21 protein-coding genes are annotated in these 20,935 nt (G+C 44.5%); 10 read left to right on the top strand and 11 right to left on the bottom strand.

Annotated features, from left to right (window positions below):
- Positions 1 to 374 precede the first annotated feature (374 nt).
- The gene (locus ACXPUX_RS13735; RefSeq protein ID WP_002584949.1) at positions 375 to 1,595 is read left to right on the top strand and encodes an MFS transporter; all 1,221 of its coding nucleotides are present in this window, start codon (positions 375 to 377) and stop codon (positions 1,593 to 1,595) included.
- A gap of 39 nt (positions 1,596 to 1,634) precedes the next feature.
- Positions 1,635 to 2,621, top strand: a complete 987-nt coding sequence (rlmN, locus tag ACXPUX_RS13740; RefSeq protein WP_006774449.1) for a 23S rRNA (adenine(2503)-C(2))-methyltransferase RlmN — start codon at positions 1,635 to 1,637, stop codon at positions 2,619 to 2,621.
- Between the two features lie 490 nt (positions 2,622 to 3,111).
- Here rlmN and ACXPUX_RS13745 read toward each other — a convergent pair whose 3' ends face one another.
- The 4 genes from ACXPUX_RS13745 to ACXPUX_RS13760 all read right to left on the bottom strand — a co-directional run bounded on the left by ACXPUX_RS13745 (position 3,112) and on the right by ACXPUX_RS13760 (position 6,092).
- On the bottom strand, positions 3,112 to 4,785 hold the full coding sequence (locus tag ACXPUX_RS13745; protein ID WP_002604471.1) for a recombinase family protein: 1,674 nt from the start codon (positions 4,783 to 4,785) through the stop codon (positions 3,112 to 3,114).
- A 77-nt stretch (positions 4,786 to 4,862) separates the two neighbouring features.
- Positions 4,863 to 5,036 carry a transposon-encoded TnpW family protein gene (locus ACXPUX_RS13750; RefSeq protein ID WP_002604472.1) on the bottom strand — a complete coding sequence of 58 codons (174 nt, stop codon included), beginning with the start codon at positions 5,034 to 5,036 and terminating at the stop codon, positions 4,863 to 4,865.
- A gap of 458 nt (positions 5,037 to 5,494) precedes the next feature.
- Positions 5,495 to 5,737 carry a helix-turn-helix domain-containing protein gene (locus ACXPUX_RS13755; protein WP_002604473.1) on the bottom strand — a complete coding sequence of 81 codons (243 nt, stop codon included), beginning with the start codon at positions 5,735 to 5,737 and terminating at the stop codon, positions 5,495 to 5,497.
- Entirely contained in the window at positions 5,721 to 6,092 is a 372-nt protein-coding gene (locus ACXPUX_RS13760; protein WP_445082375.1) for a sigma-70 family RNA polymerase sigma factor, read from the bottom strand. Before ACXPUX_RS13760 ends, ACXPUX_RS13755 begins: the two co-directional genes overlap by 17 nt.
- 438 nt (positions 6,093 to 6,530) lie before the next feature.
- On the opposite strand from ACXPUX_RS13760, the gene ACXPUX_RS13765 reads away from it, so the two are divergent.
- Positions 6,531 to 6,740 (top strand): helix-turn-helix domain-containing protein, encoded by a 210-nt coding sequence (locus ACXPUX_RS13765; RefSeq protein WP_164811748.1) that lies wholly within the window; start codon positions 6,531 to 6,533, stop codon positions 6,738 to 6,740.
- Between the two features lie 65 nt (positions 6,741 to 6,805).
- The gene (locus ACXPUX_RS13770) at positions 6,806 to 7,327 is read left to right on the top strand and encodes a phospholipase D-like domain-containing protein (RefSeq protein ID WP_331674170.1); all 522 of its coding nucleotides are present in this window, start codon (positions 6,806 to 6,808) and stop codon (positions 7,325 to 7,327) included.
- Between the two features lie 257 nt (positions 7,328 to 7,584).
- Here ACXPUX_RS13770 and ACXPUX_RS13775 read toward each other — a convergent pair whose 3' ends face one another.
- Complete coding sequence (locus tag ACXPUX_RS13775) at positions 7,585 to 8,394, bottom strand: ATP-binding protein (protein ID WP_458828751.1); 810 nt, start codon at positions 8,392 to 8,394, stop codon at positions 7,585 to 7,587.
- A complete protein-coding gene (gene istA, locus ACXPUX_RS13780; RefSeq protein WP_458828752.1) occupies positions 8,391 to 9,707 on the bottom strand; it encodes an IS21 family transposase in 1,317 nt (438 codons plus the stop codon). The genes ACXPUX_RS13775 and istA (ACXPUX_RS13780) overlap by 4 nt, the downstream gene beginning before the upstream one ends.
- Before the next feature lie 204 nt (positions 9,708 to 9,911).
- On the opposite strand from istA (ACXPUX_RS13780), the gene ACXPUX_RS13785 reads away from it, so the two are divergent.
- The 6 genes from ACXPUX_RS13785 (at position 9,912) to ACXPUX_RS13810 (ending at position 14,323) form a co-directional block, all read left to right on the top strand.
- Positions 9,912 to 10,349 (top strand): SMI1/KNR4 family protein, encoded by a 438-nt coding sequence (locus tag ACXPUX_RS13785; RefSeq protein WP_164811722.1) that lies wholly within the window; start codon positions 9,912 to 9,914, stop codon positions 10,347 to 10,349.
- 53 nt (positions 10,350 to 10,402) lie between these two features.
- The gene (locus tag ACXPUX_RS13790; RefSeq protein ID WP_164811723.1) at positions 10,403 to 10,948 is read left to right on the top strand and encodes an AAA family ATPase; all 546 of its coding nucleotides are present in this window, start codon (positions 10,403 to 10,405) and stop codon (positions 10,946 to 10,948) included.
- Positions 10,949 to 10,982: 34 nt separating this feature from the next.
- Positions 10,983 to 11,591, top strand: a complete 609-nt coding sequence (locus ACXPUX_RS13795) for a DUF1349 domain-containing protein (RefSeq protein WP_164811724.1) — start codon at positions 10,983 to 10,985, stop codon at positions 11,589 to 11,591.
- Between the two features lie 55 nt (positions 11,592 to 11,646).
- Positions 11,647 to 12,096, top strand: a complete 450-nt coding sequence (locus ACXPUX_RS13800) for a YolD-like family protein (RefSeq protein ID WP_287935026.1) — start codon at positions 11,647 to 11,649, stop codon at positions 12,094 to 12,096.
- 210 nt (positions 12,097 to 12,306) lie between these two features.
- Complete coding sequence (locus ACXPUX_RS13805; protein WP_287935027.1) at positions 12,307 to 12,672, top strand: helix-turn-helix domain-containing protein; 366 nt, start codon at positions 12,307 to 12,309, stop codon at positions 12,670 to 12,672.
- A gap of 274 nt (positions 12,673 to 12,946) precedes the next feature.
- Complete coding sequence (locus tag ACXPUX_RS13810) at positions 12,947 to 14,323, top strand: BTAD domain-containing putative transcriptional regulator (protein WP_164811726.1); 1,377 nt, start codon at positions 12,947 to 12,949, stop codon at positions 14,321 to 14,323.
- Positions 14,324 to 14,754: 431 nt separating this feature from the next.
- Here ACXPUX_RS13810 and ACXPUX_RS13815 read toward each other — a convergent pair whose 3' ends face one another.
- From ACXPUX_RS13815 to ACXPUX_RS13835, 5 genes are all read right to left on the bottom strand, one after another.
- A complete protein-coding gene (locus ACXPUX_RS13815; RefSeq protein WP_458827912.1) occupies positions 14,755 to 14,961 on the bottom strand; it encodes a hypothetical protein in 207 nt (68 codons plus the stop codon).
- Positions 14,954 to 15,727 carry an IS21-like element helper ATPase IstB gene (gene istB, locus ACXPUX_RS13820; RefSeq protein ID WP_458827911.1) on the bottom strand — a complete coding sequence of 258 codons (774 nt, stop codon included), beginning with the start codon at positions 15,725 to 15,727 and terminating at the stop codon, positions 14,954 to 14,956. The genes ACXPUX_RS13815 and istB overlap by 8 nt, the downstream gene beginning before the upstream one ends.
- Positions 15,724 to 17,133 (bottom strand): IS21 family transposase, encoded by a 1,410-nt coding sequence (gene istA / locus ACXPUX_RS13825; RefSeq protein WP_458828753.1) that lies wholly within the window; start codon positions 17,131 to 17,133, stop codon positions 15,724 to 15,726. The genes istB and istA (ACXPUX_RS13825) overlap by 4 nt, the downstream gene beginning before the upstream one ends.
- A 156-nt stretch (positions 17,134 to 17,289) precedes the next feature.
- Complete coding sequence (locus ACXPUX_RS13830; RefSeq protein WP_097773950.1) at positions 17,290 to 17,484, bottom strand: DUF3873 family protein; 195 nt, start codon at positions 17,482 to 17,484, stop codon at positions 17,290 to 17,292.
- A 270-nt stretch (positions 17,485 to 17,754) separates the two neighbouring features.
- Positions 17,755 to 20,925 (bottom strand): sacsin N-terminal ATP-binding-like domain-containing protein, encoded by a 3,171-nt coding sequence (locus ACXPUX_RS13835; RefSeq protein ID WP_458828754.1) that lies wholly within the window; start codon positions 20,923 to 20,925, stop codon positions 17,755 to 17,757.
- Positions 20,926 to 20,935: the final 10 nt, after the last annotated feature.

Below are 20,935 nucleotides of genomic sequence, written 5' to 3' on the forward strand. Positions count from 1 at the left end.
TGGCTCGCCTGGCTTTGCTACTGCCCGTAAGAGATGGAAAAACAAGATGGAAAACAAGGTTAAAAATGGTTGACAAGTCTATCGGATGTGTGTTATACTGTGCGACAGTTTGAGATTGGAAGGAGGCTTACGTGTGTTAATTTGTGTACGCTAATAAGCAATAAAAAGTAGAAGTACCTTTCCACATGATGGTGGGCTTTTTTTGCGTGCGTATGCAAAGGAACACGTAGGTTTGACACGAGCAGTCTTTGAACTGTATCGTGGTGTTTTTTCGTGCTTTGTTGTTATGCAGGCGTCTGCCCTCTCTGTGGGACAACGCCTGCTTTTTATTGCAGAAACAAAGGAACAATGCAATAAAAAAGGAGGTTCGCATTATGACCCAAAACAACAATTCATGGAGAAAAACTTATTTTACACTTCTTGCCGGACAAGCAATATCCTTTATTAGCAGCGGTATTTTGCAAATGGCCATTATCTTTTATTTGGTTGCGAAAACTAATTCTGCAATCATATTGACGGCGGCAACACTGATTGGATTTTTGCCGCAAGCCTGTTTAGGTCCGTTTGCAGGTGCTTTTGTTGACCGGCACAGCCGTAAAAGCGTAATGATTGGTGCGGATTTGATAATTGCCGCCGCTGGCGGTATTCTGGCGCTGGTGGCGTTTTACATGGAATTGCCCGTATGGTCTATTATGGTTGTCCTGTTAATCCGAAGTGCGGGAACTGCTTTTCATTCTCCAGCATTCAGCGCAGCAACACCTATGATTGTGCCAAAAGAGGAACTTACAAAATGCGCTGGTTACACGCAGACCATGCAAGCAGTAAGTGCGATTATCAGTCCAGCTGCCGCAGCGTTTTTATATGCTGTTTGGCCTCTTAATGCAATTATATTGTTAGATATTGTGGGTGCAATCCTTGCCTGTGTGACTGTTGCGATTTCGTCCATACCAACGCCTGAACTATGTCCAGAAACGAAAAGACAACAGTTTTTACAGGATATGAAAGAGGGGTATGTGGTATTAAAGCAAAACAGGGGCCTCTTTGCTCTGCTCTGGATTGGTGTAATTTATATGTTCTTTTATATGCCAATCAGTACGCTTTTTCCTCTCATCTGTATGTCATACTTCAAAGGAACACCGGCCCATGCCTCTGCCGCTGAAATTGCTTTTGCGGTTGGTATGCTGCTTGGCGGAGTCATTCTGAGCATTTGGGGCGGTTTTAAGAAACGGCGGTACACCATCGGTCTTTCCGTTCTCCTGATGGGCGTTAGCAATATGCTCTCCGGGCTTTTGCCGCCAGACGCATTTCTTGTCTTTGTTGTGTGCTGTACTGTTATGGGAATTTCCGCTCCATTTTACGGTGTGCAAAATGCGATTTTTCAAGAAACGGTCAAACCAGAATATCTGGGGAGAGTTTTTTCTCTACTGACAAGCGCCGCTTCCCTCGCCATGCCGTTTGGCCTTGTCATTTCCGGGCCTCTGGCGGAGCGGCTGGGAGTTGAGAAATGGTTTGTCATTTGCGGAATTGGCATTATCATCGTTGCGCTTGCCGTATTTTTACTACCCGGTTTGAGAGAGATTGACAATACGCAATAATCAACTGCACCTTTTTCTATTAGAAGAAAGGATATAAAAATGAAACGTTTACCTAAATATACGCCTGCGGAAGTACGGAATGATCCATACGGATTTACTTACAAAGAAATGTCGGAAGTTATTGGCGAGAATGAAGCAAAAGCCTTATATGAAGAATTATATAAGCAATTACCACGCAAAAAAAATCTATCAATGTTGGTAAAAAATATTTGCAAAAGCAGTGATACTGAAAAGTATGTTTACGAACTGAAAGACAACAAATACATTGAAACGGTTTTTATCAAGCGGCGAGATGGTGGAACTGTTTGCGTGAGCACACAAGTCGGTTGTCCTGTTGGTTGTATTTTTTGTGAGTCCGGGCGAAATGGCTTTGTTCGTAATCTAACATCGTCAGAAATCGTACAACAGATTATATTGTTGCGTCGAAAAGTAAACCGTATCGTTTTTATGGGTATGGGAGAGCCTTTATTCAATTATGACAACTTGATAAAAGCAATCCATATTCTCCGAGATAGATATGGGCTCAACTTTCCAACCGACGGCATTACCATATCAACAGTTGGTCCGGTCGATCAATTAAAAAAATTGCGCGAGGAACATCTTAAAATTCAGTTGACAATATCTTTACACGCAGCAACACAATCTGCAAGAAATCGTATTATTCCTCACATGCGCATATATGCTATTGAAGATGTTGTTAAGCAAGCCTTATCCTATTCTGAAAGGCATAATCGCAAAATTGTCTTTGCGTATTTGCTTTTACCGGGTATAAATGACCGGCCCTCAGATGTAAGACAACTTGCAAAATGGTTTCGGGGCAAAAAAGTTATGATTAACGTGTTACAATACAACCCAACAAGCAATTCAAGAATTAAAGCACCACAGAAACGGGAAATAGTTGCATTCAAACATCAATTAGAGCAAGCAGGACTTGAAGTTACTATGAGAGTTTCTCATGGCAGAGAGATTAACGCGGCTTGTGGACAGTTAGCTAACACATATAATAAATTCAAAAAAAATGATTAAAAGTGCCAGACGCATAGACGCAGAGCCGATAACGCATTAGGTCAAAAAACCTATGTGTTATCGGCTTTTTTATTTAATATTGCGCAAAAGCCGCTGTTCCCTATTATAGAATGGATTGCGGGTAGTGTATTAAAGTCGCCCTTTTTTAAGGATACGGCGGTATCGGGGAGGTATCGCCGTGTCCATTTTTATTTACTGTAACCCGCCTAATGCTTTGCGGTCAAAAAAAGCTATGCTCCGCAAGCGGGATATTCCGGCTATGAATGTGAACTGTCAATACATTTAGCTACTGCTTACATTTCCTTTGCGCCCGTCCGCGTCTTGCGGACGGGCGCATTTTGCTTTTTTCAACTTTTTTCTGAAAAGCGCACTCAAGAGCCATCTCCCGAACGGGTACGGAGCGAAAGGGGCAGAGAGGACAAGCCCTTAACTCCCGTCCTCTACTCCACGCGGGAAGGAGGTGAACTCTATGGAGCTATCTTTGCTGGGGTTAGATAGCGATACTTTTTACATCTACCATGTTGCGGCGGTCATGGTTGACAACTTGCGTCGGCTCCTGCTCGGTATCAACCTGTCCGACAAAGCTATAATGGATTTCGATTTTCCGGGTGTTGGTTTCCCGGTCTAATTCATGTATCAAAATACGGTCGATAAACTCATGGACGTTTTCATAGGTCAATTCCTGTATGTCGCTGTATTTCCCGACAATCTGAATAAACCTTGATATATCCCTTTTTCGCTCGGTAACGGTTGCGATCTGCTGTTGTAACTCGTCTATCCTTGCGGCAAGGGATTTCTTTTCGTCCTCATAGCCGGAAGTTAGAAACACAAACCGTTCATCTGTCAGTCTGCCTAATGCGTTGTCCTCATACAGCTTGCGGAAAAGCGTGTCAAGTTCGGTCATACGCGCCTGTGCTTTGAAAAGTTCCTTTTGCTGCTGCGCTAATGCCTTTCTCGCTTCCATGTCGCCGTACTCGGTAGCTTTACAGATAAAGTCCTGTTCGTGTTCCTTAACATACCGCAAAACCCGCCGCATATCTTCCAGCACTAAATCAAGAAGTACGTTTTTGCGGATATAATGAGAGGTACACTCGCTGCCTGTCCTTGCCCTGTTGCGCCATGCGCCGCAAGAATAGGAAAACTTGCGCGGCTCGATATTTACGCCCTGTTGGTAATACATCTTATGTCTGCAACCAGCGCAAAACAGCAAGCCGGAAAAAATATCAATCTCCGCTGCTTTTGTCGGGCGGTGGCGGGTAGCAATCCGCTTTTGCGCAAGTTCAAAGGTTTCCTCGTCAACAAGCGGCTCATGGGTGTTTGGGAAGAAATAGCGTTGTTCTTCTTCGTTCTTCCGGGTCTTTTTCGACTTGTAGGATACCTTGTGAGTTTTCGCGGTTATGGTATGCCCTAAATATTCCTGCCTTGCTAATATGTCATAGAGCGTTTTGTCCGGCCAAGTATAGGGGGCAATCATTGCCCGCTGATACCGCGCCTGTCCTGTACGCTGATAGCGCAACGCTCCAATCGTCAAGACTTTGTTTTCCGCAAGCCATTTTTGGATTTCGCACATACGCACGCCGCTAACAAACATAGCGAAAACCTGTTTGACAATCGGCGCGGTTTCCGGGTCGGGTATAAGGTGGTGGCGGTTGTTCGGGTCTGGGATATAGCCGTATGGATATTCCCCGTTGACGCGCTCGCCTTTTTGCGCCTGTGCCTGTTTAACTGCGCGGATTTTCTTGCTTGTGTCGCGGGCGTAAAACTCGTTAAACCAGTTCCGCAAGGGGGTAAACTCGTTATCCTCCCGCGCTGTGTCAACTCCGTCGTTGATCGCGATATAGCGTACTCCGTTTTCGGGAAATACAATCTCTATGAGTTCGCCCGTTTTCAGATAGTTTCTGCCAAGACGGGAAAGGTCTTTGGTAATGACCGTCGCCACTCGTCCGGCTTCCACTTCCTGCAACATCGCTTGCAGCCCCTCGCGCTCAAAACTCACGCCGGAAAATCCGTCGTCCACAAAAAACTTTGTGTTCAAAAAATGGTGTTCGTCCGCATAGCGTTGAAGTATCATTTTTTGGTGCTGTATGCTTCCGCTTTCTCCGGCTTGCATATCCTCTTGACTTAAACGGCAGTAAAGGGCGGTGATTTTATTCGACTGTAACATTAGTCCTCCTTTCCGACAGCCGAATAAACAGGTATAATGTGTTGCTATCATTATACCATATCCCGCCGCCTAATGCACTACTCGGACGCTAAAAATCCCGGATTTCCGGGCTTTTTCTGCAAATCCTTTACAATGAGTTTCTCAATCTTTTTATGGATTGTATCGGTTGCCTTTTCACTCGGCAACGCTTGAACAAGATAGGTGATTTTCCCTATTTTGCGTTCGGTTGTAATTGTCTGTTTTTTATCCATTAGAAAAACCTCCTTTTCCTGTATGGATAAACTATATTCGTCAAAAGGCAAAAACGGGCGGTTGTTAGCTGCAACCTCACGGGAGTTTCACCCCGGCCCATGCTTATGGGTGCGCCGCGCAATACTTTGAGGGTGTTCAACGCGGGAGTATCATTGTGCCGCCTTGTATGTCGTCGCCCACAAGCTGCTAAACCTGTTTTACGGCGCGGTAGTTCTCGCTCGGCTTTTCCCCTATGGGGAAAAGCTGTCATGGCGTACCCGCCGACTGGCTCGGTACAGACGGAATGTACCCGTTTGCCTGTTATGCTGCGCACCAAAGGCCGCTTTCTTTGTCAAAGAACAATAGGCTTTGTCGGCCTGCAAAAGCACATCAACAGCGGATATGCTTTTGCGGAACGACAAATAGCCCATAACGGGAAGCGTGGAAAGGGGACACGCTCCCCGCATGGGCTAAAAGATTATCCTACATGAAAAGCAAGGGTGCGGGTAATAAGGCGCACTTGCAGCCTGTTACGCATTTCCTCGTCCACATAGGAATAGGTATTGCCCGCGTCGTCTTTCAGCGTGCGGGTACAAAGTTTCGCTATGTAACCCTCGTAGTGCTTCAAGATCGCGCACATGGCGGTTGTGTCGCCGTTTGCCGCTGCGGAAATGACAGGGAACGGCAACAGATTTTCAGACTTCCTAACGGTATTCATCATCTGCTTTTCCCTCCAAATACTGTTTGATTTTCGCAAGCGCGGATTTCCTGTGCCGGAAAACCGTCGTGCGTACAACATTCAGCAGTTCGCCAATTTCCGCGTCGCTCATATCCAAGAAGTAGGACAAAAGGATAATGTCGCGTTTCCTTTCGGGCAAAGCGTTAAGGGCTTCGGCAAGCAGTTCATTTTTGACGAGTACATCAAAGCCGGACACTTGAAAACGGAAATAATCGCTTTCGTATTCGTCCGTTGTGAAAAGCTGCGCGAGTTCGCTTTCGCTCAAATCCGAAAAAGTAACTTCGCGTGCTGCGCGTTTCGCAAGAGTGCGGCGGTGGCTTTTCGCTTCGCCGACCAAAGTTTTCTTTGCTAATGCGTCGTACTGATGTTGTATTCTTTCCTTGTCGGAAGAATGGTAGTCCAGGTTTTTTCTTTCTCCAGAAAGCGTTCAGAATGAACGAGTAGCCGGTATCGCAGATACCGTTCAAAGGGGATTGGGGATGCTTCTCCAACAAGCAAATTTGCGAAGATTGCACCGGAGGGAAAATCGAGAAAATAAGTGAACCTGTACAGGTTTACACTGCTTGCCAATTTGTGAGACTTCAAAAAACTCTTTCTCCTGCTCAATTTAGGCCAAATATGCCGTTGCATTCAAAAAATACAAAAATAACTTTGAAGTAGAAAATAAAAATGTAGTTATAACTCACTTCTGCATTGAATTTGTCGAAGAAAATGATATAATTTAGATAGAGTTACCTCGCAGACGGGAAGTTTGTATGAAAGGATTGGTGAAGTGATGGCTGTCAGCTATAAAAGACTTTGGAAATTGTTGATTGATCGAGATATGAAGAAAAAGGATTTGGCTGAGAAAGCAAATCTCAGCAATTATACAATCAACAAAATGAATCGTGGAGATAATGTGACTACGGACACACTTGTGAAAATTTGCACCGTCCTCGGTTGTACATTTGACGATATTATGGAAATGGTTCCAGACGAAAAATGATGTCCGTTTTATGGGACAGCGCTCTTGATATACTGCATACTGAGAGAACATAGGGAGAATTGGGAATGGAGCTAATTAACAATACAACAAAAACACTTCGAGATGATTTGGCTGCTGAGATCAAGCAAGGAAGTAAACTTTCTATCGCAGCGGCTTGTTTCTCAATTTACGCTTTTCAAGAATTAAAGAAAGAACTTCAGGGCATAGATGAGCTGAGATTTATTTTCACGTCGCCCACCTTTACAACAGAAAAGACGAAAAAGGAAAGACGAGAGTTTTACATCCCTCGTCTCAATAGAGAGCGCAGTTTATATGGAACAGAGTTTGAAGTTAAACTTAGAAATGAACTGACGCAGAAAGCTATTGCAAAAGAATGTGCGGAATGGATTCGTCAGAAAGTTACTTTCAAGTCGAATGTAACTAACGAAAACATGATGGGCTTTATCAATCTGGACGATAAAAACTATATGCCTATCATTGGCTTCACTACGGTAGATTTGGGTTGTGAGCGTGGTAATAATGCCTATAACATGGTTCAGAAAACCGGAACCCCATTTGCTACAGCATACATTGCGAGTGTGAAATGAGAGAAAACTATGAATAAGAAAACCTATAAAACCATTGCAATCATTGCATTGGTAGTATCCATAATTGGATTAGTGTCTTTTGTTGGGGGTATCAAGCCTGTCAACATTGGTGCGTTTGTTTTCCCTCTGTTAGTTAGTTGTTGGCGTCGGGAGTTCCCAGCCATATTTTGTCGGGAATAACGGACCATTTTTTGTCGGAAAACTGGGAGCCAATCAATGAATTTTCAGATTGCCAACAACCCAGATTAGCAAATTGTTTATTCCTGCGTTGTCATCGGCTCAACAGCCTTAACCTTGCCAGTCTGCACTGAGACCGTCTCCAGTTTCTTTCCGCGGAAACTCTCGCCACGTAGCTTAAACACGGTGGCATCGTCAAAGATGCGGTCCAGCGCACAGAGCAGCGTAGTATCTTCGTCGAAATCCTCGCGCCAGAGTGCCGGATTCTTGTTGCTGGTGAATACCATGTTGAAGTTGCCTTCTTTGTTGTAGCGCCGGTCAATCAGATCAAAGAACAACCGCGTATTCTCCTTGTCAAACGCGCAGTGGCCAATCTCGTCAATAATCAGGCAGGATGGCCGCACAAGTCCGCTGAGGCAGGAGTCCGTTTTTCCGGTGCGTCTGGCGGCCGTGAAACGGTCGCGCAGTTCGGATGCTTTAATAAAATAGGTCTTCATCCCGTGCTGGCAGCAGGCGTAGCCAAATGCCTGCGCCAAATGGGTTTTCCCAGTGCCTGCCGGCCCAATAAAGGCGAGATTTCGGTGGGAGTAGATGGAGGCCAGAGATGGCAGAGTTTTCAGCCGCTCCACATCCTTTCCCTTGAGCAGAGAAAAGTCAAAGTTTTCAAAGGTCTTTGGCACTTTTGTGGGAAGACGGCTCATTTTGAGCAGCGTTTGGATGGTTGTCTGCTGTTTCTTCTCGCTGAGATAGGAAAGGACGGACAGCACTGCGTCAATTGCATTTTCTGAGAGTGCCTGGTCTTCAGCAAAGTTCGCAAATTCTTCGGAGGAGAAATCCAGCTTTAGCACAGAGGCTGCGGCTTCAATCTTTTCAAAAACAGTCTCGTTCATAGTGGCTCCTCCTCGTCAAAGTCGAACTTGGCAAAAGAGAGCCCGCCAGGCCGTTTTGGAAGCTGGAGGATTTGCGTTCGCACGGGTGCGGTCGGAAACTCCTCGGGTTCCTGGAACTTCTTGTACTGCCCCTCGCAGAAACTGTCTCTCCGGCTCCAGGTCACATCGTGGGTTGTAAGAAGACATTTCAGGTCAGCAGAATAGATGTACAGCGTATCACCGCTGCGCTCTATCCGTGCTGTAGCACCCGGATAGCTGTACGGTACGCCAAAGCGGCGGCCTTCGTAGTTGACGAATCCATCAAAGGAGATCCTGCGCTCCGGACAAAGGTAGAGGCGTATCGGATATGTCTCCGGGAGCACACGAAGCTGTTCACTACAAGCCACGTCATGAATCTGCTGCGGCACGCCATCCACCGCACGGTGGTAGATCCCGTTCTGGGTGTTGCACCATTCCAGCGCCTGCCAGTTCAGGTCAGTAACGTTGTAGAAAACGCGGTCAACAAGGAAATTCTCTTTCACGAACCGCACGAGCCGTTCCACCGCACCCTTAGTAAACGGATGGCGGGGCTTGCAGAGCTTTGTCCCGAAACCAACGGTTTTCATGAAGGATTCATAATCCTTCTGCCACACTGGATGCCCCTGCAGATCGCGGTGCAAAACTACACTTTTCATGTTGTCGGTCAAAACAAACCTGGGAATACCCATATACTGAAAGGCGTGGATCATGCCGATAAACAGATTTTCCTGCCTTGCGTTGGGGAAAAACTCGATGTAGCGCTGTCCGCAATGGTGACAGATCATGGCGAAGCAGGCTGCGCGGTAGGTTTGTCCGCAATAGTCCAGAACGTCTGTAAAGCCCCAGTCCATCTGGTAGGCCTCTCCCGGTCCCGTCGTATAGCGCCGCCCACGGTTCCCCCGCGGTGCGATTTGCTGCCGCTTGGCGGGGATGAGATGCTTGTGAGAGGCGATGTACTCTTTTATGATTGTTGCACCACCGTCAAACCCAACATGGCGCAGCCGATCCAGTATGACAGAAGAGTTTTTGACGCCCTGTTGAAGCAGGCTGTCAATGATGCCAGTATAACCACTAAGCTTTGTGTTGGCATGCTTTCTACCTTTCGTACTGCGGGGCAGGTCCTGGAACCCGTTTCGCTTGAGCCGTCGCAGTTTCCCGCGGGACACGCCGCTTCGCCGTTCCAATTCCGCCAGATTGATACGATCCAGAGAAAAACTATCTCCCTGTTCTGCTTTCATTTCTTCAATGGCTTGTGCTATACTTAATGCGAAGCCATTACTGTATAACTCTTTCATTACACATCCTTTCCACTGGGTTGTTGGCACTTTCCAGTTTACAAGGTTTGAAAGAGCTATGGTAGTGGCTTTTTCTTTTCCGACTATTTTTGGCTGCAAACTCCCGACATCTGGCGGTTAGTTACGCCCGACGCGAACATAGTGGTATTTTCTTTTGGCTTTACAAAAAGAAGTAAGCCAATTCCAATTAGTTGAGGTGTTATCGTGTATAGAGAATTGATTGAAAAATTGATAGAAGGACATAGTTGGGCGAAGTTACAAGCTCCTTGCTCCGAAAAGGATATTACAAAGGCAGAAAAATTTGTAGGTTTTTCATTTCCAGAAGAATTGAAAGCCTTGTTGCGAGAAACAAATGGAGACCGTAATTTTCTGCTTTCAGCAGAAGAAATCATCAGTAACACAAAGAACAACAGAGAGATTTTTCCCGAATTTCTTGAAGCAGAAGAATATGAAGAAAAGGTAAATCGGTTTGTTTTCTTTGCAACAAATGGTTGTGGTGATTATTACTGCTATCGTGTTCTTGCGAACGGAGAAACAGACGCATCGGCAATCTACATTTGGGAACACGAACTGTTTGAAATTCGTGAGGTTGCAAAAGACATTGCTGAATTGATAACCAAGTATTATAACAACGAAGTATAATAGATAAATTCGTAACAGTTAAACAAATCGGAATTTGTGGAGGTAAAATATAGATGAATCAAGGTAGAATTATTGTAATCACAGGTGCGCCGGGGACAGGAAAAACTACAACGGCATCTGTTGTTGCAAAAGAATCAGATTTGGAAAAGTCTGTGCATATGCACACAGATGACTTTTATCATTATTTGAGTAAAGGGGCAATACCACCGCATTTGCCAGAATCAAATGAGCAAAATTTGATTGTCATTGAAGCGTTTTTAGAAGCTGCGAAGCGATATGCTCGTGGTGGATATGACGTAATTGTAGATGGCATTGTAGGACCGTGGTTTTTAGAGCCGTGGCTCAACATTGTTCAAGAGCATTATGAAGTACACTATATCGTTTTAAGGGCAAGTAAAGAAGAAACTATGAAGCGAGCTATCGAACGATCAAAGTTAGACAGAGAAACAAATATTGAATTAGTTGAAACAATGTGGAATCAATTTTCCAATTTAGGAATCTATGAATTAAATGTTATAGATACAACTACGCATTCGATCAAAGATACTGTTTCAGCAGTAAAAGAAAAAATAGTAAGCGGTACGGCCTTACTATTTTAGACAATTCCAGTTTTTACATTGAAAGGAAATGAAAATGAAGATAAATAAAGAACAATGGAAATGGACAAGAGAACCTAAACAGTATTCAATATCAGAGGATAAGATTGAGATAATTACTAATCCGCATACTGATTTGTGGCAGCGTACTTATTATCATTTCAGGAACGATAATGCTCCTGTGCTTCAGATGAAAACTTCTGAGAAATTCTTTTCCTTCGTAGTTAAAACTGAATTTGAGAGCAAGGTGCGTTTTGACCAGTGTGGTATTGTAATGTACCTTGATAGTGAGAACTGGCTTAAGGGTTCAATTGAGTATGAGAACGAAGAATTTCAGCATTTAGGAAGTGTAGTGACTAATAATGGATATTCAGATTGGGCAACAACCGAAATAGATGCAGGAATCAAGTCTATGTGGTATAGATTTAGTAGACGAGAGGATGATTATTGTATTGAGTGTTCTGAAGATGGAATTAAGTACAAGCAGATGAGAATTTGCCATGTGTATAAAGCTAATGATGAAATACGGTTTGGAATTTATGCTTGTAGCCCAGAAAATTCATCATTTAAGGCTACATTTACAAATATGGAATTAACAGAATGTAAGTGGTTGACACATGATGGACAGGCTCCTGATGAAAAATAGAAATTCCAGTTTTTTGAGATCAAAAAAGAAGTTGCCAAGCATAAGGAGGTGCGGTATGAGCAATTCAAACAACAGACACAAATACGATGACATAATAAATCTGCCGCACCATACTTCGCCCACAAGGCCACGTATGACGATGATTGATCGTGCGGCTCAATTCTCACCGTTTGCGGCTCTGACTGGATACGATACTGCTGTAAAGGAGACCGCCAGACTTACCGAGAATCGAATTGAGTTGGATGAGTATGAGAAATCGGCTCTTAATGACCGGCTTCAGATCGTGCAGGAAAGGCTGTCGGATACTCCGGTAATCTCAATTACATATTTTGTCCCGGATGAAAGAAAGTCTGGCGGCGCATATTGTACGGAAACAGGAATCATCAAAAAAATTGACTATTATGAACGTACCGTCATTATGCGGAGTGGCACACACATCTCAATCGACGAAATAATTGGTATCGAAGGAGACTTATTCAATCAGTTAGATGGAAATATGATATAGGAAGAGAAGCAGTTAATAAGGAAGTCCACAAAACCGGTCTGATATATCGGTGAGTGGACTTCTTTTTTTGAGACAATCAGTGACCATACAATTAAATTTATTCTGCCGGAATTTGTCTGTATGGGCATTATCGCCTTATACAAAATCGACATTTAGGCAATTAGCCCATAGAATAAAAACCACAGATTCGGATGGGAGGTGATCGGAGCGATGGACGTAAATGAAGTGGATTATATCAAGATTGGGCAGCGTATCAGAGCAGCTCGATTGAAATTGGGCTGGCAGCAGGCAGAAGTTGCTTTTCGTGCAGGACTGACTACTTCTCATATGAGCCATATCGAAACGGGACAAACCAAAGTGGCTCTACCGACTGTCGTAAAGATTGCTAATACATTGTCTGTTTCTGTCGATGAATTGTTGTGTGATAGTCTGGAACAGGTGAAACCTGTCTACGACAAGAAAATTGCAGAGGAACTGGCAGACTGTGATGCCGCAGAGCTGCAAGCGATGCTGGAGATTATACATACAACAAAGACTGTGATTCGCAAGAATCGAAAAGTCACCTATGCACCTTAATAACAAAGGCATCTTGGAATTACTGCTTCTGAGCAAGACACACCAGCTAACCTGTGCAAACAGGTCAACTCCTGTGAATGCCCATTGAGTATATCAGGAATAACTGAATACAGATTGCATTTCATGTAGCAAGTTGTCTTGACTGCCGGTATCAAACTGATATGACAGCCAAAACCCCAAAACAGATTAAGCAAGCCGCAGAGCTGTCATGATCCTTAATGGGTCAGTGGTGCTTTGCGGCTTTTTTCATATATAGCGCAAGGAGGTACTTGTTATGCCACAATCCGGAACGAATGAAAACATCGAATTTGACCTGTATAACATTGGAGATACCAAGGAGTATGTTCAGTTTGCGATTGAAATTGAGCGTACCTTACATAAAATGCAGAAAGAAATCTCCAACTGCTTGGAACCGAAGAAAGTAGCATTGCACATTATGCGTGTTGCCACGGAGTTCTACAATGCAGATTGGTGCGGGATTCTTGATATTGATACAGAGGTGGGTGTATTTACGCCTATTTGGTGGTATGATACGGAATTTGGAGAAATGGGGCAAACAAAGTTCAACGAGTTTGAATACTCAGAAAAATACAAGCGCTGGATATATTGTTTAGAGAATCATGAACCGGTTATTATTCCGGATATTGAGGAAATTAAAGAAGAATATCCAGAGGAATATGTGCTGTACCAGAGACTGGATGCAAAGTCGGTGATCGCTGTTCCTTTTTGGAAAGGTCCGACTGGGTTCCTTGTTCTGCGCAATGCGAAAAGATACAGAGCCCATGCCAGCTTTTTGCGTATGCTGAATTATGCGGTTATTTCGTCGCTGAATGAACACTACCTGTTGGAAACAAGAAAACTGACGATTATTTCACCGAGAATCGCAAACGACCTTGATGTTTATATCAACCTGTTCGGGGAAATAAAGATTACGACAAACAAGGGGGTTTTGACTGAACACGAATTGAAGTCCCCGAAGATCGCAAGACTTCTGGTCTATTTGCTCCTGAAGCGCAAGACGGCTTCCTCACCACGAGAGATCGCCACAGCAATATGGCCAGAAGAAGATGTTGAGTTATCCGTTAAAAATATAAAAGGTCTTGTATATCGTTTTCGTCAGGCTTTTGAATTATTGTCAGATTACCGCCTGATTGAATCGACAGCCAGTGGGTATCAGATCAACCCAAAGCTCAATGTATTTACTGATTGTCAGCTGTTTGAAACAAAGTGGGCGGTTGCAATGAAGTCCACCGATACAAAGGAAAAAGTTGAAGTGTTGAAAAAAGCCATTGATCTGTATCAGGGGCCGTTGTTTACCTCCGCACGATATGAACATTGGATTATGTCTGCATCGGTTGCTTTCGAGTACCGTTATCTCGGTGCTGTGAGTGAACTGCTGAAAATGCTCGACCAGATACACGACTACGTTTCTGTTCAGCACTATGCGGCGAAGGCACTTCATATTGCTCCGCATAGCATTGATGCGTACTACTGGATGATTCTGGCGTTGTGCAAATTAGACCATCCAGAAATGGCTCGTGGAGAACTGCGAATGGCGCAAAGAAATCTCCTGGCAGAAGAATGTATTGAACTTTCGGAGAGACTGAAAGCCAGCGGTTTTTGTGCGTGTTATGGCATAACACCGGCATAACACCAATAAAAACCATCATAACACTCGATTTTTTTCATAACACCATCATAACACCGTCAAAACACCGATACGAACCGGCGCAACACCGGTCATAACACCCTCGCCAGTTATGTTTTCAGGGCAAGAGCAAAATTGCCTTAGAAAATGTAACTGGCGGGGGTATTTTTTTTGAATCAGAATCAGCGCAATGGCGCACCTGTTCTTGCAAGAAATTGTGAGATTGGGTGCGCTTCTTTTGTTTCAGGGGATATTCCCCGCAACCATTCTCCTCTGTGAATGTCAATGAATATTTGAGCCACGTGACAGCCAATATTTGAGCCACTTTTGCTAACGAATACTTGAGCCATTTGTAGCATTTGTGACATCGAATATTTGAGCCACTGCTCGTCTGTTAATACCAGGGCCAGTAAATAGCCCTGGTGGATATGTCTTTATTCAAGTGGAGTGTCCAGTTGAATCCGTTCCTGAATGTGAACCGGAACCTCAATGGAATGCTTGCGCAAAATATCAATCAGTTCGTTTACATCGCTTTTTAGGACTCGAATCTGCTCAAGAGCGTCATCGTAATCAGCACGAAGGAAGCTAATCAGGGCTTTGTTTTCTTCCTCAACTGTAAAATTGGGCTGCATGTTAGTCATTTTCATTCTCCTTGTCAGTGTCAACTTTACTCTGAGAACTAAGCAGTCTGTAAGACGGACCATTCATATCCAGCACGGCAGATTTGTATGTCAATCGATCCACCAGAGCCGAAACCATTGTTGTGTTCTCGAATAATTCGGTCCATCTTGCAAAAGGAAGATTGGTTGTCACAATAGTGCTGGACTGCTCACTGCGGTCAGAAATGACCTTGAATAGCAAATCGGATTCGTAACGGTTAAAACTCAAATAACTGAGCTCGTCTAAAATCAGAAGATCAGCTTTTGCCAGCTGCCGTTCCAATTTGCCAAGCTGGTATGTATCTCGTGCCTCAGTAAGTTCAGTCGAGAGAGTAGATGCATTTTTAAATAGAACATGGTAGCCTTGCAGGCAGGCTTTAATTCCAAGAGCAATTGCAATATGCGTCTTTCCGCGTCCCGGGTTTCCAATCATAACAATGTTTTTCTTCTGTTCAATGAACTGGCAGGATGCAAGTTCATTAAGGAACACCGGAGATACAGAGGGATTCAGCTGGCTGGTATCGAAATCGTCCAGTGATTTTTGTACAGGAAATCCGGCAGCTTTCAATCTTCTTCTGGTTTGGTTTTCCTGTCTGGCCGCTGTTTCAGATGCCATAAGCGTCAGAAGTAAATCACTAAAATCCATATCCGGCGCGCAATTGTTAAGAACATTTTTGTATTCAGCAAAAGTGGGGATCTTCAGCTGTTTTGCAAGAAGTCGAATCTGTTCTTCTTTTACGTCAATCATGAGGCCGCCCCTTTCCGCTCGTACAGCTTGTCATACTGGCTCAGATCAACGGACAAAACCGGAACATCGTTTTTTGCAATCGACGTATCCGGGTTCGGCAGATCACGTTGCATAACAGCCAAGTAGCCATCTGTCAAACACTGCTCCAGCAATTCAACCATCTGCTTGGAGTTCAAATGCTGCTTTTCCATCCAATTCAGGAATTCAGCAGGCACTGCATTCAAAACCGGACGAGCGTAACGAATTGCACGCCCTTTCCTCTCTAAGATTGGCAAATAGTGCCGTAAATCCAGAGATTCTTGCTTTCGACCCATGCAGCGGTCATGGGTGGCCACCAGAAGGCCATTGATCCAAATCTCAACTCTATTGGGATAGGCCTTTACAGTGGTGCCTTTTCCCCTGTATTTGCAAGGAACAGAATAGTAATTGGTATCAAAGAGAACCGTTGAATAGCGATTGACTTTCGGGTAGGCTTTCTTTGAAATATCGAGAACATATTTGGGAAGCGGGTGGAGATGCGCCTGGTCTTCGGCCAGCATCTGTCCCACTTTCTGAGAACGTCCGTCGATTTTGTGGTTCATGTATTTGGCGCATTGCTCTAACAGCTTTGTATTGAGATCTTCCAAAGAATCCACTTGAGGCAGCGGCACACATACATTGCGCCGGATATATCCTACCAGATTCTCTACAAGACCCTTTTCATTTCCGGATGCCGGATTACAAAATACAGGCTGGAATCCGTAGTGTGCGGCCAGTTTGGAATAATCGTCCTGTGCTGCTGCATGGACACCAAAACCACTCTTTACAGCCACACGAGCGTTGTCAAAAATCATGGATCGAGGAACGCCGCCAAAATAATTAAGCGTATGGATAATGGCATCGAGAAAGCTTTCCAAGTTTTGCCGCCAGTAAGCAATAACATAGGGCGCGCAGCTATAACTCATACGCGCACAAAACAGATTTACCTTTACTTTCTTGCCGGCCAGTTTTACCGTAGCTTCTCCCCAGTCGATTTGGAGTGCCTGACCAGGAGCAAACCTCAATGGAATAAAAACTTCATTTTCCTTGCGCTCTGCCTTGACTTCATGAACTGTCGCTCGGATGGCAGACTCGCTGCCCGTGTAACCAAATTCTTCTACGAGCCGGTTGTAAATCCGCCGTGCTGTGTGACGCTGCTTCTTTACACCCTCCGCAGCATCTGTATCGAGGCAGTGCTCAATGAACTGCTTTACTTCTGGCGTTATGACAGAGGCTTCTCGCTGGTAGGCTTTCCGATCCCATGGAACTGCGTCGCCCATCCAATATTTCTTGACTGTGTTTCTGGAAATTCCCAGAATTTTAGCTGCTGCACGCTGACTGGTTACTCCTTCAAGTTGCAGCGCGCGGATTGATTTGTAGACATCCACCGATGTGACCACCTTTCTATCGCCTCCCGCATAGTAGTCTACATCTATTATACGGGAAGCCATTAGGTGGCTCAAATATTCGCTGTCATTTTACTGGAAAGCGGCTCAAGTATATATTAGCATTCACATCATGGGGCGGAATCCTCGGCGACTTTTTTAGTTTATGTAGCAGCGATCCTGCGAAACGAGCCAATCTTCACACAGCCGCTGGGCTTCATCTTTCGTTCGGCAGGTGCAGTTGAACAGCTTGCCGTGCAGGGAGCAGTAGGTGTAACGGATTTTCGGCACACCGTTCTCATCCTGAAATTTTGTGTAGCGTTCGTCACCGGGCATCAGATATAGCTGCTCCATTTCTGCATCGTCCTTTCCGTTTTTATGCGTCAGGCACACAACGCACCTATTCTACCACGAACATCGGAGTTATGCCATTGACGCTTGCACCAAAAAGCGACTCGGATTTTTGGTGAGAGTTTGTATTGACACATTCAAAAGCGTTCGGAAGGAACGCGTAGCCTGCACCGGAACGGTGCAGATCAGAAAGGGTTTGGGATTTCCCAACAAGCATTTTGCAACGCAAAATTTGCATTTGTGCGCACGAATGCACTGCTTGCCAGAGTTATCTCAACCATCGGATTCATCTTTCACTGTATCAGTTTTTTTCTTTATATAGTCATCATAAAATCCGATTGCCTTTTGCAGTGCCAGAAAATGTTTTCCAGTATACTTGATTGTTCGCTTCTCTCCCTGCATCTCGATGTCGCAAACAATCAGGTTTTCATCTTCTTCCTCGACGTTGTATGTTTGAATCATTCGGACAAGTTCAGAAAGATTTTTCTTTCCATATCTAAACTCTGCTGCACAGTTCGGGCAAAGGCACAACGAATTCCATCCCTCAGAGATACTCTGCTTGTACGTTGTCGGAATCGAATCCGTCGGCAGAATATTGCACGCCTCGAAGTATGGTTTTCCATCATATCGGATAATCTGCTTACCGCAAATCTGGCACTTGCCAAAATATTGCGCTCGCAAAAAAGCCTTTTCTTCGTGGTTGCTTTCAGAACAGGTATACCGCAGTCGCGGCGCAACTGTTTTTTGGCCTTCAAGTCCCTCTTGGAAGTTTTCTTCCAACTTTTTTTCGCGATGTTTCAGATTCCGCACGGCACCGTACTCGCCCAATGTTTCATCATCTGGAGCTGGCTCTGCCTCCACCTCGGTCTGCGCACTGCTCTGCTTCTCCAGCAACTCCGTTAAAGATTGTGTTTTGTCAGTTCCTTTCTGTCGTTTTTTCTGAAGTTTCTGGTATGCCTCGCACATCAGACGCAGTTCATCAGGCTTTTTCAGCATAGCACTGATAAAAGCCTGGTACGGTTCCTCTACGCTTTGGATTACAGTCTCGACAGCTTCGCTTTCTACCTTAAAGGGAAGTTGTGCAAATATCTCTGCTCCGTGGCCAGAATACTGCACAGCTAGGTCTGATTTTTTTATGTCAGAGGGACTTTGAAGTGTTCCAGTCTTATCGTACAACCATTTTGTACTGCTAAGCTCCAACGCCAGCATTGAAGGAATATGATTCACACTGTCAGTTGTCGTGGTGTTAAATGCCTTACTATGAGAACCGGTCATTTTTCCGTATAATGGGTGCTTCTTCACTTTTTCATTTATAAGATCCACCACTTTAACTGACATTTCAACGGAGTTACTGCACAAGATATCCTGTAGATGGTCGATAGAATGGTACATATCCCATGTTTCCGGGTAGTCTACTCTTTGACATCTCTTGTAAAGGACACGCTTCTGTAACATTTCAAAGAAACTGGCATCCGCCTTTCTCAGGTGGTTATTGTACGCATAATGGTTCACGAAAACATCCTTAATCCCTACGTTGCAGCCTATTTTTTCAAACACTTCCGCCGGAACGTTTCCACGATAGTCTTCCGACACCCATGACACATCCATCTGACCCAGCACTGCCTGCACCGCAGGATCTGAACGATCCAGAAAATCAGACGGAATATAGCAATCCGCCGGTTTCTTCCATCGATGTCCATCCCAAACGATTGGGACATTTGCCAGAATACGTTGCACCTCCGCTGCATTCTCCTTTAATGCACGCTCGATCAGTTCAAAGTGCTCCAGATTATCCTCAAACTGGATATCCGTATCATCTGAATCTTCACCATAAAAGCACAACACATCATCTTTCAGTTCCCGAATGGCATTATATTCCTCAATGCCAAGTGCATCAACATAAAAATTTCTGCCACGCTGATCCTGAAGGATTGCTGCACTTATTTTATTTTTGCAGGATGTCGGATTATTAAGGTAGACCTGTGCCATACCATCGTACTGGCAGCGGATGTGCGAACCATCTTGAAGCCGGACAAAGGGAATTCCTTTGGCATCTACTTTTTCTTTGGAGCGGAAGACACCAGTACAGGTTGAATAAATCGTCTCAAACAGATTCAACAGCCATTCATCGGATTGATTTTCCAGAATTTCTGCGGTCAGGCGCGGGAGGACATCCCTCCAGCGTAATACCGGCAGACCAAAATGATGAGTCAGATACATCATCAGATGTTCGTTGACTCCAAGGCAAACATCTGCTTTTACCCAACAGGCTGTGTCACCATATTCTTTCTGTAAGATGGACTGTGTGATATTATCTGCTATATTTTTAGCATAAGGCAGCATTGCATTTTGGATCGAGCAATAGCCGCCTTCTTCGGTCGGCAGAAGGGCAAGACCATCCCTTAAAAGCGCAAGTCCCATTTCATGGATGCCTCGAAGATTTTCTTCCTTACAGGTATCCAAGATTGGGTATACCTCGTTCAAAAACTCAAGTGTTACATAACCATTTTTCAACAACCAGCGGACGCTATCGGCAAAAAGTGCTGCAAGTTTTTCAGCAAGGAACTGATTCACTTCATTGTGCCTGACATTGTCTCGCGCAGGTGTCGTTGAGAACGGGACATGAATGTAAAATGTCTGATGCGTTTCGACTGCTGTCTGGAAAAAAACATAAAGATAGTGCTGTTCTGTCGGGATAACCCTATCTTTTCCTTGGCCATCTGTTTCGAGTTCATATCCAATCAAAATTGGCTGCTTATCTTGTGTACGAAACACCAGAAGTTTTTTTGCAGAATCTATTGGCTTCTGCGTCAGCAGAACTTTATCCACACCATTGTCTACTTGAGTGAATTCTTTGCTGACCGACCATTCATTTTCATCTGGATAGATCTTGCAGCTTATATTTCTGACATTGCAAAGGGCAAACAAGACATCCGAAGAAAGATACTTTTTTAGCGCATCTCCGATTTCATTATAAGCTGTTTCGGGATTGACTTCTCCGTCAAATGGGAGAATCAGAATCGTATCGTCCCCGGTTGCCTCATTTTCTTCCGCATAAGGAAGGACCAGATTGCAAATCCGGAAAGAATACTGGCCAGAATAGATCCGCGGCGTTTTCGTATAGGCATAGACAGACTTGAATCCAATACCAAATCGTCCAATTTTACCAGACTCCGGCTCATCCTTTGTAGAACGAATGCCGCAAATGCCCTGGATATCTGCTTCTGTAAACGGCTTTCCGTTATGACACAGCACCAATCGGTCCGGGTAAAGGGAAAATGTCACATAGGTTGCCCCAGCATCCTCTGCATTCTGAATCAACTCAAAGATAAAGTGTGTTCGGTCGCTGTACTGATCTACCAGAATACGTAGTGCCCATTCTTCAAATTTCTGTCCGTAGTCCTGCTTACTGCGTTCCCGGATCTCAGAATATAAATCGTCCATAAAATCAATC

Source organism: Faecalibacterium sp. PGM34 (assembly GCF_054456555.1).

Coding starts and splice junctions, on each gene's coding strand:
- ACXPUX_RS13765 (WP_164811748.1), top strand. CDS start 6,531: ATGGCTGTCAGCTATAAAAGACTTTGGAAATTGTTGATTGATCGAGAT.
- istB (WP_458827911.1), bottom strand. CDS start 15,727: ATGATTGACGTAAAAGAAGAACAGATTCGACTTCTTGCAAAACAGCTG.
- ACXPUX_RS13835 (WP_458828754.1), bottom strand. CDS start 20,925: ATGGACGATTTATATTCTGAGATCCGGGAACGCAGTAAGCAGGACTAC.
- ACXPUX_RS13805 (WP_287935027.1), top strand. CDS start 12,307: ATGGACGTAAATGAAGTGGATTATATCAAGATTGGGCAGCGTATCAGA.
- ACXPUX_RS13770 (WP_331674170.1), top strand. CDS start 6,806: ATGGAGCTAATTAACAATACAACAAAAACACTTCGAGATGATTTGGCT.
- ACXPUX_RS13830 (WP_097773950.1), bottom strand. CDS start 17,484: ATGGAGCAGCTATATCTGATGCCCGGTGACGAACGCTACACAAAATTT.
- ACXPUX_RS13755 (WP_002604473.1), bottom strand. CDS start 5,737: ATGATGAATACCGTTAGGAAGTCTGAAAATCTGTTGCCGTTCCCTGTC.
- ACXPUX_RS13750 (WP_002604472.1), bottom strand. CDS start 5,036: ATGGATAAAAAACAGACAATTACAACCGAACGCAAAATAGGGAAAATC.
- ACXPUX_RS13815 (WP_458827912.1), bottom strand. CDS start 14,961: ATGACTAACATGCAGCCCAATTTTACAGTTGAGGAAGAAAACAAAGCC.
- ACXPUX_RS13800 (WP_287935026.1), top strand. CDS start 11,647: ATGAGCAATTCAAACAACAGACACAAATACGATGACATAATAAATCTG.
- ACXPUX_RS13795 (WP_164811724.1), top strand. CDS start 10,983: ATGAAGATAAATAAAGAACAATGGAAATGGACAAGAGAACCTAAACAG.
- rlmN (WP_006774449.1), top strand. CDS start 1,635: ATGAAACGTTTACCTAAATATACGCCTGCGGAAGTACGGAATGATCCA.
- ACXPUX_RS13735 (WP_002584949.1), top strand. CDS start 375: ATGACCCAAAACAACAATTCATGGAGAAAAACTTATTTTACACTTCTT.
- ACXPUX_RS13745 (WP_002604471.1), bottom strand. CDS start 4,785: ATGTTACAGTCGAATAAAATCACCGCCCTTTACTGCCGTTTAAGTCAA.
- istA (WP_458828752.1), bottom strand. CDS start 9,707: ATGAAAGAGTTATACAGTAATGGCTTCGCATTAAGTATAGCACAAGCC.
- ACXPUX_RS13810 (WP_164811726.1), top strand. CDS start 12,947: ATGCCACAATCCGGAACGAATGAAAACATCGAATTTGACCTGTATAAC.
- ACXPUX_RS13790 (WP_164811723.1), top strand. CDS start 10,403: ATGAATCAAGGTAGAATTATTGTAATCACAGGTGCGCCGGGGACAGGA.
- ACXPUX_RS13775 (WP_458828751.1), bottom strand. CDS start 8,394: ATGAACGAGACTGTTTTTGAAAAGATTGAAGCCGCAGCCTCTGTGCTA.